The following is an 11,971-nucleotide window of genomic DNA, read 5'->3' as shown; positions in this document are numbered from 1 at the left end:
GTGACGGTCTACGTCGATGACGCGGTGCATCCCTGGCGCGGACAGCGCTGGGCGCACCTGATGGCCGACACCCTGGCCGAGCTGCACGCGATGGCGGCGCAGCTCGGCATCCCACCGCGGGCCTTCCAGAACAAGGCCAGCGGTGCCCACTACGATGTCACGGCCGAGCTGCGTACGCAGGCGATCGCGCTTGGCGCGCGAGCGATTTCCCGGCACACCGATCGTGACCTGGTCAAAGCGGTGATTGCCAACGCCAGGGCGCAGTACCGGCCGTAGGCGCGCTGCCGTTTGCCTCCTGTAGAGCCGAGCCCATGCTCGGCTGCTCTACGCGGACTGCAGCCGAGCGCGGGCTCGGCTCTACATGCGCAGCGCTGCCGGCCCGTTCAGAACGGGTCGCTGCCCAGTCGGATCTCCACGTTCAGCAGCGAGCACAGCGTCAGCATCGCGTCGTCGTCACGGGTCAGCGCCATCACGCCGGTGAAGCCGTCGCTGCCGGTATCCACGCTCCACAGCGTGTAGTTGTGCTCGCGCAGGCGGTCGAAGGCGGTGGACATCAGCTGCACACCGTCCAGGTCCTCGGCGAAGTCCTCGTCATCCAGGTCGCCGCCCCAGTCCAGCTGCAGGTTGAAGCGCGCCGACAGCTCGTTGACCGCCGACTGCAGCGATTCCAGGTCGTCGCGCTCCACCTCGAAACCGGACTGCCAGGCGATGGCGGTGAACAGCGCCGGCAACCAGTCGCTGTCCGCTTCCAGCGGCTGCCCGTCCTCGGACAGGTGCTCGCGGCAGCGGTTGAACTGCTGCAGGGCCAACTCTTCGTCGCCCGGGTTGATCAGCACCAGCAGGTTCCAGACCCGCGCCTCGAATCCATCCTCGTCGAAGTCGTGGATGTCTTCCTCGAAGTCGAAATAGTCGCTGTTGTCGGGCATGGCGGAACGTCCTCTGGGGCAGGCCGGCATTCTACGGTTTATCCTGTGCCGCTGAAGCCGGCCTTGGTGGCCGTCACTGTGAATGAAGCGATGAGCGATACCCCTCCCGACCACCTGGCGATCAATCCGGCCAGCCCCTTCCATGATGCACAGGCGCTGGAGCGCGGCGTCGGCGTGCGTTTCAACGACGTCGAGCGCGACAACGTCGAGGAATACTCGGTCAGCGAAGGCTGGATCCGCGTGCAGGCCGGCAAGGCCCGCGACCGCCGCGGCAACCCGATGACGATCAAGGTCAAGGGCAAGGTCGAGGTGTATTTCCTGGACCAGAAGCCGGAATAACCGGATGTTCCGACCCGGGGTCAGATCCCTTTCCTGCGGAAAGGGATCTGACCCCGCTCGACGGCGCATGGCCGCCGAGTCACTCGCGCTTGCGCGATTCCAGCAGGTCCAGGTTGCGGATCAGGCGCCGCGAGATCTCATCGGAGATCACCCCGCGCCGGGTCAACCGGAACAGCTCCTCGCGCTCGGCATTGAGGCCGGCGCTGCGCAGCTGGCGGTAACCCAGCTCCATGCGCCGCACTTTCTCCGGGTCCACGTCGGGCCCGTCGTTGTCCTTCTCCAGGTGCCGCTGGTACAGCAGGCTCACCCGCGAGGCAGCGTCGTTGTACAGCTGCACGTTCTCGGTGTTCTGGTTCATCACCAGCTGCTGGCGCATGCGCTCGACCCCGGCCAGCGCAGCCTTGGACGACAGCCGGCGTGCCAGGTCCTCTTCCTTGCGCTCGCCCGAATCGGCCGGCAGCTGCAGGCCCTTCAGCAGCTGCGGCAGCGCCACGCTGGCGCCGACCAGCGAGAACAGGATCACCGCCGCGGCCAGGAAGATCACCAGGTCGCGCGCCGGGAACGCGCTGCCATCAGGCAGGAACAACGGCAGGGTCAGCACGCCGGCCAGGGTGATCGCGCCGCGGACGCCGGCCACCGAGGTCGCCACCACGATGCGCCAGTTCGGTGCCTCGCCGCGTTCCAGGCCTCGGCGGCGTGCACGCAGCAGGTTCCAGCGCAGCGACAACCATACCCACAGCAGGCGCAACAGGATCAGCGCCAGGTTGATCACCACCACGTACACCAGCAGCCACCATGCACTCTGGTGGCCGGACTCGTTCATGGTGGTGGTGGCACGCTCGACGATGCCGGGCAGCTGCTCGCCCAGCAGCACGAACATGATGCCGTTGAAGCTGAACTGCAGCATGTTCCAGACGCCCGCGCGCTGTACGCGCATGCTGCCGGAGACACGGCCGGTCAGCTCGACGTAGCTCATCGCGATACCGGCCGCTACGGCAGCGAGGATACCCGAGGCATGGATTTCTTCGGCCAGCAGGTAGGCCGCGAACGGAATCAGCAGGTTGACCAGCATCGCCGCACCCGGTTCCTCGCCGAAGCGGCGCCACAACCAGCGCTGGAAGGTGGAGACACCGAGGGTGACCGCCACGCCCACCGCAAGGCCGGCCACCGCCACCCACAGGAAGGTCAGCGAGGCCGTGGCCAGCGAGAAGGAGCCGGTCATCACCGCCGCCACCGCGAAACGGAAGCAGACCAGGCCGGACGCATCGTTGAGCAACGACTCGCCTTCCAGGATGTGCATCAGTCGCTTGGGAATCGGTGCCTTGGAGGCGATCGCGCCGACCGCCACCGGGTCGGTCGGCGAGACGATGGCCGCCAGCGCAAAGCACACCGCCAGCGGCATCACCGGAATCATCCAGTGGATCAGCAGGCCGGCACCGATGACGGTGAACACCACCAGGCCGAACGCCAGTTCGAGGATCGCGCCCTTGTCGCGGAACAGGCCCTGCTTGGGGATGCGCCAGCCATCAAGGAACAGCAGCGGCGGCAGGAACAGCAGGAAGAACACTTCCGGCTCCAGCGCGTGGCCGCGGTTGAACACCCCGGCGATGACCGCGCCCAGGCCGATCTGCACCAGCGGCAGCGGCAACGAGAACGGGAGGACGCGAACCAGGTAGCCGCTGGCGACAACGGCCACCAGCATCGCCAGGACGACTTCAATGGTATGCATGCTTCTTCCAGGAAGCGGCGCGCGGGAGGCTCGAAGGCCAGCGCCGGAAACCCGGAAAAAACTACCACATGCGGCCATGAGCGCGACGGCCGGGGCGGTCGCGCGTCAGCCCCGGCTCATGCCCCGTCGAAGCGGTACAGGTCCATGGCGAGGAAGCCGGCATCGATGCCGGCATCGATGCGGCGTGCACCGAAGCCGTCCTCGCCGGCTGCGCCCATCGCGAAGAACAGCGGCAGCAGGTGCTCGTCGGTCGGGTGCGCGCGTTCGGCGAACGGTGCCTGCCGGCGGTAGTCGAACAGGGCCTGGCGATCATCGGCGGCCAGGCGCTGCTCGACCCACTCGATGAAGGGCCGCACGTACGACGCTTCCTTGCCGTCCTGGTAGTCGCCCCAGTCGTGCAGGTTGTGGGTGATGCTGCCCGAGCCGACCAGCAGCACGCCCTGCTCACGCAGTGGCGCCAGCGCGCGGCCCAGCGCGAACTGGTGCCCGGGGCCGAGCAGCGGCTGGATCGACAGCGGCACCACGGGGATGTCGGCTTGCGGGCGCAGCAGCCGCAGCGGCACCCACGCGCCATGGTCGAGGCCACGCTGAGGGTCGAGCGCCACCGGCAGGCCGGCAGCGGCGATGCGGCGGGCCACTTCTTCGGCCAGCGCCGGATCGCCGGGCGCCGGGTACTGCAGTTCGAACAGCGCGCGCGGGAAGCCGCCGAAGTCATGGATCGTCGGCGGCTGCGGATGCGCGCCGACCAGCGGCTGCCGACCCAGCCAGTGCGCCGAGGCCATCACGATGGCGCGCGGCGTCGGCAGGTCGCGCGCCAGCTCGGCCAGGCGCACGCCGACCTGGCCCGGATGCAGGGCGGTCATCGGCGAGCCGTGGGAGATGTACAACGAAGGCAGGCGGGACATGGAATGCTCCAGTTGCAGGATCAGGCGGCGATCAGCGCGAACGCAGGGTCCACTTGCCGTCGCCGACCAGGAACAGCACCACCAGCGCCAGTGCCCAGAACGCCGGGTATTCCCAGCCGCCGCCGGCATTGGCGAAACCGAAGCCGTTGGCGCCGTGCACGGTGACGATGGTGCCCAGCAGCAGCGGCACGCCGGCCAGGCCGACCCAGCGCGCGTAGATGCCCAGCAGCAGCGCAGTGGTGATCACCAGCTCGGCGCCGATGGTGAGGTAACCCAGCACGCCGGGCAGGCCCAACGATTCGAAGAATGCCGCCGTGCCCGCCGGGGTGAACACCAGCAGCTTGATCAGCGCATGGACCAGGAACAGCACGCCCAGGGCCAGGCGCAGCAGGGTGGCGCCGTAAGGGGCCAGCGGCGAAACGGGAGGGGGGGCGGTGTGCATGGGAAGCACCTTGAAGGGAGTGGATACAGGTTATTGCTACTTCACGAGCCGATAAATACGATCGTCTGACGGTATTTATTTCATAAGGCGCAACAATGGACACCCTCGAGGCGATGCGCGTGTTCGTAGCGGTGGTCGAGCGCAACGGCTTCAGTGCCGCGGCACAGGCCCTGGGCATGTCGACCGCCGGCGTCACCCGCCAGGTCGCGGCACTGGAAAAGCGCCTGTCCACCCGCCTGCTCCACCGCACCACGCGGCGGGTCAGCCCCACCAGCACCGGCGCCGCCTATTACGCCCAGTGCGTGCGCCTGCTGGCCGAGTTCGACGCGCTGGAGGCCAGCATCGGCGCGCAGGCGCTGGAACCCTCGGGCACGCTGCGCATCAACGCACCGGTCAGCTGGGGCATCGCCCGCCTTGGCCCGTTGCTGGCCAGCTACCGCGAGCGCTTCCCGCAGGTGGAACTGGACCTGGCCCTGTCCGACCGCCTGGTGGACATGGTCGAGGAAGGCTACGACGTGGCCATCCGCATCACCCGCGAGCCGAGCCCGGCGCTGATCGCGCGCCGGCTGGGCGAATCGCGGGTGAGCCTGTGCGCGGCGCCGGCCTACCTGGCTGCACGCGGTACCCCACAGACGCCGCAGGACCTGCAGGATCACGCATGCCTGAGCTACAGCTACTGGGCCGCTGGCGACCACTGGCCGCTGCAGGGACCCGGCGGTGAAGTGAAGGTGGCGGTGAACAGCCTGCTGCACGCCAACAACGGCGACGTGCTGCGCGAAGCGGCGATCGCCGGCATGGGTGTGATCCTGCAACCCGACTTCCTGCTGGAACACGCGCTGGCCGATGGCCGCCTGGTACGCGTGCTACCGGAATGGGAGGCCTCGCCGATCGGCATCTTCGTGGTGTATGCCAGCCGCAGCCACCTGGCGCCGAAGGTGCGCAGTTTCATCGACCACCTGGTGGAGGCCGGGGTGTAGCCGAGTCGGGTGCCTGCCGGCCAGCGGCCGGCACTACCGTCATGCTTCAGTCGGGTAGTGCCGGCCGCTGGCCGGCAAATACGAAGCCCCGATCAGGCAGGGACTTCATCCAGCGCGTCGATGATCCGCTCCAGCGGCGCCGGCCGCCCCAGCAGGTAGCCCTGCACCTGGTCGCAGCCATGCGCAGCCAACCAGTCCAGCTGCCCCGGCGTTTCAACGCCCTCGGCGATGATGGTCAGGCCCATGCTGTGGCCGAGCGACAGCAATGCGCGGCAGATCGAAGCGTTGCGCGGATTGGTTTCCACGTCCGCGACGAAACTGCGATCGATTTTCAGGATGTCCAGCGGCAGGTGCTGCAGGTAGGACATGCTGGAATAGCCGGTGCCGAAATCGTCCAGCGACACGCTGATGCCCTGCTCGTGCAGGCGCTGCATGGTCTGCATCGCCTGCGCCGGCTTGCGCATCAGGCTGCTCTCGGTCAGCTCCACGTGCAGTGCGCCGCGGGCCAGTCCGAACTCCTGCTGGACGCGGGTGAATTCGGCCACCAGGTCGCTGTTGAAGAACTGCACTGCCGACACGTTGACTGCAATCGGCAGCTCGCCCCAACCGGCCTCGACCAACCGCCGCTGTGCCTTCGCCGCGGCGCGGATCACCCAGCGGCCCAGTGCCAGGATCAACCCGGTGTCCTCGCACAGCTGGATGAACTCGTTGGGCGGGATGAAGCTGCCATCGGCCTGCGGCCAGCGCAGCAGGGCCTCCAGCGCGGCCGGGCTGCCATCGCTGGCGTGCCGGATCGGCTGGAAGTACAGCTGGAACTCGTTGTCGATGGCGGCATGGATGCGCCCGGCCAGGCGCAGGCGGTCGGCCAGCCGCGTGGTCACTGCCGCATCGAACCAGACCACCACGTTGCCCTCGGCACGCGCCGCGTGCGCGGCCTGCGCGGCCATGCCGATCACCTGCTCGGCGCTGTGGCCGTCACCGGCAGTGTGCACGGCCACACCGATGCGCGGTTCGAACTGGTGCAGTGAATCCTTGCCACGCATCGGCGCTGACACGATCTGCAGCAGGTCATCCAGCACGCGCTGGGTATCGTGCTCGGCCCCGATCGCGAACACGAAGTCTTCCGCCGGCTGGAATGCCAGCGTGCCGCAACGCGCCCCCAGTCCACCGAGCCGGGTCGCCATCGACTGCAGCACCGCATCGCCGATCTCACGGCCCAGCGTATCGGCCACAAGCTGCAGGCCACGCAACTGCACGAAGGCGATGGTGTAGCCCTGCTGCTGCTCGTCCAGCTGTTCGGTCAGGGCGCGCACGTTGAGCAGGCCAGTGGCCGGGTTGTGCCGTGCCCGATAGGCCAGGTCACGCTCGTAGGCCAGCCGTTCGCTGACATCCTCGGCCAGCACGAGGCACGCGGGTTGTCCGTCGAAATCGAGCCTGGACAGGTGTGCGCGCACCTCGAACACACTACCGTCCTTGCGCCGGTGCAGGCGGACGGTCGCGTCCGGAGGATCGCCCACCTGTGCGCGCTGGATGGCACCACGCACTTCGTCCCAGCCTTCGCGCGGGCGGATGTCGAGGATGCTCATCGACAGAAACTCGTCGCGGCTGTAGCCGTACTGGCGCACCGCAGCGTCGTTGACCTCGATGAAGCGCAGCGTATCCGGGTCGAATACCCAGAACGGTGCAGGATTGCGGTCGAACAGCAGCCGGAAGCGGCGCTCGACCTCGCTCACCTGCTCGCGCGCCTGGTAACGCTCACTCAGGTCGGTCAGCGCGCCGATCATGCGCCGCTCGCTGTCGGCCACTTCCACCCGCTGCCCACGTGCGCCCACCCAGCGCACCTCGCCCCCGGGCAATACCAGGCGGAACACCTGGTCGAGCACGGCGCTGCCGGCGAATGCCTGGTCAAAGGCATGCTGCAGGCGCGCGGCATCGTCGCGGTGCACGCGTGCGAAGAAATCGGCCACCGGCAGCGCATCGGTCTGCACGCCAAAGATCTCGCGCGCCAGCGGCGACCAGCGCAGCAGTGCGGCGTCCTCATCCACGTACCAGGTACAGACACGACCAACCTGGTGCGCAAGACGCAGCTCGGCGTGGCCTGTTTTCAGCTCCTCGGCCATGGCCTGCTGGCTGCGGGTGCTGCGCCGCACGGCGTACAGCAGCACCAGCAACACCGCGATGTAAGCCAGTACGATCGCCACCGACGCCTGCAGGTACGGCCACCACGGCGCCAGTACGTCTTCGTCGGCCAGGCCGACCTGCACCGCCAGCGGGCTGTGTTCCAGCGTGCTGATGGTGATGATGCGCGGTACGCCGTCGACCACGCCCGGCACGCTTCCCAGCTCGACCACCGCCTGCGTGCCGAGCAGGTCACGGCGCGGCAGGTCGTAGCGGCGGCCCACCGTGCCGTGCGGATCAGGCACGCGGGCCAGCATGTAACCCTCGGCATCGCTGATCGAGACCAGTCCGTTGGGGCCGACATCGAGGCCGCCGACGATGCGTTGCAGTTCGCCACAGCGCAGCCGCGCCAGCAGCCAGCGCCCGTCGGCCATCGCCAGCGCCAGCGGCACCACCCAGCCGCCATCGCTGGCCCGCTGCGGCGGGCCGATGTACAGCGCGCTGCCCAGGCCACGGCGCTGCGGATCGGTCCACAGCGGCAGCTGCAGGTCGCCCGTGCCGGCCGTCAGCGGTCGGCCATGGCTGTCGAGCACGACGATGCTGTGCAGCTCGGCATGCCGGCGCAGCACGCCGCCGATGGAGGCATCCATCAAGGCCGGCGCCTGTACCGGCACACTGCGGAACACCTCGGCGGCGTCGGCGGCGATGCCGGACAGGGCGCGTTCCAGGTTGCGCAGCTCCAGCGCCAGCAGGCGCTCGCTGCCCACCGCCAGCGCGCGGCTCTGCCGCTGCGCCGCTTCCAGGCGGCGGTGGTAGTCATTGACCAGCATGAGGGTCAGGCCGGTCACCAGCAGAACGCCCAGCAGCACACCGCCCCAGGTGATGGCGCGCAGCGGCCGTGCCAACGCCCGTTTCAGCGCGGGCATCGGTTGATCTTCCTTGTGCAGTCGGCTGGCTTCATGCGCGAACGAATCCTCCACGTCCCCGACCTCAACGGCCGGCGGACGCCATTCTTGACGCCTGACCCCACCCTGCATGGCCACCTCCCCGTGTCCACGCAGGGCTCCAGGGTCCAGCATGCACCACCCCGGTGACGGCGTGAAGATCGCGTCTGCGCGTTCAGCCAGATCCTGCACAGGACGGGCGGCGCAAGGACGCGGCCAGTGGCGCCGGAGCGGATTAGACTTGGGGTTTTCCGCTGCAAGAGAAGTCCATGTCCAAGCTGCGCCGTCCCACCCTGGCGCTGGCCATCGTTGCCAGCCTGTCCCTGGCCGCCTGTGACCGCCCGGCCGAACCGGCCGCCGGTGCCACCGCGCCGGCCGATGCCGCCCCCGCTGCGGCCAAGCCGATGCTGGGCAGTTTCGGCTTCGATGCCAGCGGCATGGACCGCAGCATCGCCGCCGGCGACGACTTCTTCGGCTTCGCCAATGGCACCTGGGTGAAGAACACCGAGATTCCGGCCGACCGCTCGCGCTTCGGCAGCTTCAACGTCATTGCCGAGAAGACCCTGGCCGACACCCGCGCCATTCTCGAAGGTGCCGCCGGCAACACCAAGGCCAGCGGTGACGACAAGCTGATCGGCGATTACTACGCCGCCTACATGGACGAGGCTGGCATCGAGCAGCGCGGTCTGGCGCCGGTGCAGCCGCAGCTGAAGGCCATCGATGCGATCGCCGACAAGGCCGGGCTGGCCCGCGCCCTCGGCGGCGACCTGCGCGCCGACGTCGACCTGCTCAACGCCACCAACTTCTACACCGACCGCCTGTTCGGCCTGTGGGTCTCGGTGGACATGCTGCAACCGGACCGCACCGCGCCGTACCTGGTGCAGGGCGGGCTGGGCATGCCCGACCGTGACTTCTACCTGGGCGATGGCCGCATGGCCGAGCTGCGCAAGCAGTACCAGGCCTACATCGCGCAGATGCTGCAGCTGGCCGGTGTGGCCGACCCGGCTGGCAAGGCGCAGCGCATCCTGGCGCTGGAAACGAAGATCGCGCAGGCGCATGCCACCCAGGAAGAAACCAATGATGTGACCAAGGGCGCCAACCCCTGGACCCAGGCCGACTTCAATGCCAAGGCGCCGGGCATGGACTGGAGCGCGTTCCTCGATGCGGCCGGGCTGGGCAACCAGCAGGACTTCATCGTCTGGCAGCCCAAGGCCGTGGCCGGCCTGTCCAGGCTGGTCGCCACCGAGCCGCTGGACGCCTGGAAGGACTACCTGGCCTTCCACGCGCTGGACCGTGCCGCCGCTTACCTGCCGAAGAAGTTCGCCGATGCCCGCTTCGCCTTCCATGGCACCGCGCTGAGCGGCACGCCGCAGCAGAGCGACCGCTGGAAGCGCGCCGTGGATGATGCCAACCATGCCGTCGGCGAAGCCATCGGCAAGCGCTATGTCGAGAAGCACTTCGACGCCAAGACCAAGGAGCGCGCGGACGAGATGGCGAAGAACATCATCGCCGCGTTCGCCAAGCGCATCGACGCGCTGTCGTGGATGTCGCCGCAGACCAAGGCACATGCCAAGGCCAAGGTTACCGGCCTGACCGTGGGCATGGGGTATCCGGAGAAGTGGCGCGACTACACTGGCCTTGAGATCCGCCGTGATGACCCGCTGGGCAACGCGCAGCGCGCCGAGCTGTTCGAGTACCAGCGCAACATCGCCAAGCTGGGCAAGCCGGTCGACCACAGCGAGTGGGCGATGCTGCCGCAGACCATCAATGCGATGAACGTACCGCTGGAAAACCGCCTGGTGTTCCCGGCGGCGATCCTGCAGCCGCCGTTCTTCGACGGCGCCGCCGACGACGCGGTGAACTACGGTGCGATTGGCGCGGTGATCGGCCACGAGATCAGCCATGGCTTCGACAACGCCGGTGCGCTGTTCGATGAAACCGGCAAGCTGCACAACTGGTGGACCGCCGAGGACCTGAAGCAGTTCAACGCCGCCGGTGATGCGCTGGCCGCGCAGTTCAGCAGCTACGAGCCGTTCCCGGGCGTGCATGTGAACGGCAAGCTGACCCTGGGCGAGAACATCGCCGACGTGGCCGGCCTGGGCACCGCCTACGATGCCTACCAGCTGTCGCTGCAGGGCAAGCCGGGCCAGACCCTGGAAGGCTTCACCCCGGACCAGCGCTTCTTCCTCGGCTTCGCCCAGGCGTGGCGCAGCAAGAGCCGCGAGCAGGCGCTGCGCAACTCGCTGCTGACCGATGTGCATGCACCGGGCCAGTTCCGCGCACTGACCGTGCGCAACATCGACGCCTGGTACCCGGCGTTCGAGGTGAAGGAAGGCCAGAAGCTGTACCTGGCCCCGGACAAGCGGGTCAAGGTGTGGTGATGTAACCGGAACGGGCGCCGCAAGGCGCCCGTTTCACTTGCGGGTAGCTGCCAACCTTGGTTGGCGCTTCCGCGGCACCGCGTGAAAGGCGTGCCAACCAAGTTTGGCACCTACCAGGCAACCGCGGGCCACTCGCGCAGGATCTCCACCGGCGCGCCCATGCGTGCACAGGCGCGACTGGCCAGGCCATCGGGCAGTGCGCAGCGGAACAGCGGCGCCATGCCCTGCATCAGCTTCGCAGACGCCGCCGCCTGCGCGCGCTGGCGGCCACTGCGTTCAAGCATGCCTTCGGCCCAGTCCGGCAGCAGCGCCGCGCCCGCACCGAGGAACACCTCGCGCGACAGCCCCGGCACCGGTACCGGCAGGCGCACGCCGGACAGCACCTCCAGCACCTCGCGCGAGCGCTCATCCACACGCAGCTCCGGCTGACGTGCACAGAAGTACGCCGCCACTTCCGCTTCGCTGCGCGGCACGTCCACCGCGCCCAGTGCCTCGGCCACGCAACGGTACTCGTCGTAATAGCGATCGGCGATGTGCGCCGGCACCTCGCGCCCGTAGCGTCGGAAACCCTGCAGGAAACCGAAGGCTTCGGTCACGTGCACCCAGGTCAGCAGTTGCGGATCGTCGGCGGCGTAGGGCTCGCCCTGCGCGGTCTGCCCGCGGATCTGCGCATGGATGCGGCGCACCTTGGCCACCAGCGCCTCCACCTCGCCGCTGGGCGCATAGCTGGTGCCGGCAACGAAGGCCGTGGTGCGGCGCAGCCGACCCACCAGGTCCTGGCGGAAATTGGAGTGGTCATAGACCCCGGCCAGCGCGCGTGGGTGCAGTGTCTGCAGCATCAGCGCGCACAGGCCACCGGCGAGCATCGAGGGAAATTCGGCGTGCAGCCGCCAGGTGACGCTGTCCGGGCCGAACCAGCCCGGGTCGCCCTGCGGATGGTCGTAATCGATGCCGCTCTGGCCGCGCGGGAAGGCGTCCAGTACCCAGCGTCGGATCGGCGCGGTGACGGGGCGGGAGAGTCGCTGCAGCAGAGCCGGCATCACAGGTCCAGGAAAGGCGGAAGAACAGTCGCGTCTTGCGCGGTTGGCTCCGATTCTCGGCGATCACGCCTCCTGCGGCGAGCCTCCCCGCTCAGCGACGGTTTCATGTGCGGCCGCAGCACGTTTCACCCTGCGACATCCTGTCGCAGGCCGCGACTGCGATGCTGCAT

General features: G+C 68.4%; 10 protein-coding genes. 4 read left to right on the top strand and 6 right to left on the bottom strand.

The genetic code is table 11. The features are described 5' to 3' along the window. Complete coding sequence (locus DL544_RS02245; protein ID WP_005415114.1) at positions 1-276, top strand: DUF4031 domain-containing protein; 276 nt, start codon at positions 1-3, stop codon at positions 274-276. Positions 277-383: 107 nt separating this feature from the next. Here DL544_RS02245 and DL544_RS02240 read toward each other — a convergent pair whose 3' ends face one another. Beyond that, positions 384-926 carry a DUF6630 family protein gene (locus DL544_RS02240; RefSeq protein WP_139726675.1) on the bottom strand — a complete coding sequence of 181 codons (543 nt, stop codon included), beginning with the start codon at positions 924-926 and terminating at the stop codon, positions 384-386. A gap of 90 nt (positions 927-1,016) precedes the next feature. Between DL544_RS02240 and DL544_RS02235 the strand changes: the two genes are divergently transcribed. Then, on the top strand, positions 1,017-1,265 hold the full coding sequence (locus DL544_RS02235) for a DUF3297 family protein (protein WP_005415112.1): 249 nt from the start codon (positions 1,017-1,019) through the stop codon (positions 1,263-1,265). A 79-nt stretch (positions 1,266-1,344) separates the two neighbouring features. Here DL544_RS02235 and DL544_RS02230 read toward each other — a convergent pair whose 3' ends face one another. The 3 genes from DL544_RS02230 to DL544_RS02220 form a co-directional block, all read right to left on the bottom strand. After that, positions 1,345-2,994, bottom strand: coding sequence for a Na+/H+ antiporter (locus DL544_RS02230; protein ID WP_005415111.1), 1,650 nt, complete (start codon positions 2,992-2,994; stop codon positions 1,345-1,347). Positions 2,995-3,110: 116 nt separating this feature from the next. Next, a complete protein-coding gene (locus tag DL544_RS02225; protein ID WP_005415110.1) occupies positions 3,111-3,899 on the bottom strand; it encodes a dioxygenase family protein in 789 nt (262 codons plus the stop codon). A 31-nt stretch (positions 3,900-3,930) separates the two neighbouring features. Further along, entirely contained in the window at positions 3,931-4,341 is a 411-nt protein-coding gene (locus DL544_RS02220; protein WP_065196179.1) for a DoxX family protein, read from the bottom strand. 95 nt (positions 4,342-4,436) lie between these two features. Between DL544_RS02220 and DL544_RS02215 the strand changes: the two genes are divergently transcribed. Next, on the top strand, positions 4,437-5,318 hold the full coding sequence (locus tag DL544_RS02215) for a LysR family transcriptional regulator (protein ID WP_139726674.1): 882 nt from the start codon (positions 4,437-4,439) through the stop codon (positions 5,316-5,318). Between the two features lie 92 nt (positions 5,319-5,410). Here DL544_RS02215 and DL544_RS02210 read toward each other — a convergent pair whose 3' ends face one another. Further along, a complete protein-coding gene (locus DL544_RS02210; protein WP_065186681.1) occupies positions 5,411-8,473 on the bottom strand; it encodes a bifunctional diguanylate cyclase/phosphodiesterase in 3,063 nt (1,020 codons plus the stop codon). Positions 8,474-8,649: 176 nt separating this feature from the next. Here DL544_RS02210 and DL544_RS02205 point away from each other — a divergent pair, with 176 nt between their 5' ends. Next, positions 8,650-10,761: a M13 family metallopeptidase gene (locus tag DL544_RS02205; RefSeq protein ID WP_139726673.1), complete on the top strand. Its 2,112-nt coding sequence runs from the start codon at positions 8,650-8,652 to the stop codon at positions 10,759-10,761. Between the two features lie 110 nt (positions 10,762-10,871). Here the strand turns inward: DL544_RS02205 and DL544_RS02200 are convergent, their stop codons facing one another. Next, positions 10,872-11,801: an oxygenase MpaB family protein gene (locus tag DL544_RS02200; RefSeq protein ID WP_139726672.1), complete on the bottom strand. Its 930-nt coding sequence runs from the start codon at positions 11,799-11,801 to the stop codon at positions 10,872-10,874. Positions 11,802-11,971: the final 170 nt, after the last annotated feature.

Origin of the sequence: Stenotrophomonas sp. pho, from assembly GCF_006228405.1 — a bacterium.
GTDB lineage: Bacteria > Pseudomonadota > Gammaproteobacteria > Xanthomonadales > Xanthomonadaceae > Stenotrophomonas > Stenotrophomonas sepilia.
The sequence above is the reverse complement of the archived record's forward strand: the minus strand, read 5'-3'. Positions and strand labels throughout refer to the sequence as shown.

Bases quoted from the DNA above. Each gene is read 5' to 3' on its own strand.
- DL544_RS02220 (WP_065196179.1), bottom strand. From the start codon at position 4,341: ATGCACACCGCCCCCCCTCCCGTTTCGCCGCTGGCCCCTTACGGCGCC.
- DL544_RS02210 (WP_065186681.1), bottom strand. From the start codon at position 8,473: ATGCAGGGTGGGGTCAGGCGTCAAGAATGGCGTCCGCCGGCCGTTGAG.
- DL544_RS02240 (WP_139726675.1), bottom strand. From the start codon at position 926: ATGCCCGACAACAGCGACTATTTCGACTTCGAGGAAGACATCCACGAC.
- DL544_RS02225 (WP_005415110.1), bottom strand. From the start codon at position 3,899: ATGTCCCGCCTGCCTTCGTTGTACATCTCCCACGGCTCGCCGATGACC.
- DL544_RS02215 (WP_139726674.1), top strand. From the start codon at position 4,437: ATGGACACCCTCGAGGCGATGCGCGTGTTCGTAGCGGTGGTCGAGCGC.
- DL544_RS02235 (WP_005415112.1), top strand. From the start codon at position 1,017: ATGAGCGATACCCCTCCCGACCACCTGGCGATCAATCCGGCCAGCCCC.
- DL544_RS02230 (WP_005415111.1), bottom strand. From the start codon at position 2,994: ATGCATACCATTGAAGTCGTCCTGGCGATGCTGGTGGCCGTTGTCGCC.
- DL544_RS02200 (WP_139726672.1), bottom strand. From the start codon at position 11,801: ATGCCGGCTCTGCTGCAGCGACTCTCCCGCCCCGTCACCGCGCCGATC.
- DL544_RS02205 (WP_139726673.1), top strand. From the start codon at position 8,650: ATGTCCAAGCTGCGCCGTCCCACCCTGGCGCTGGCCATCGTTGCCAGC.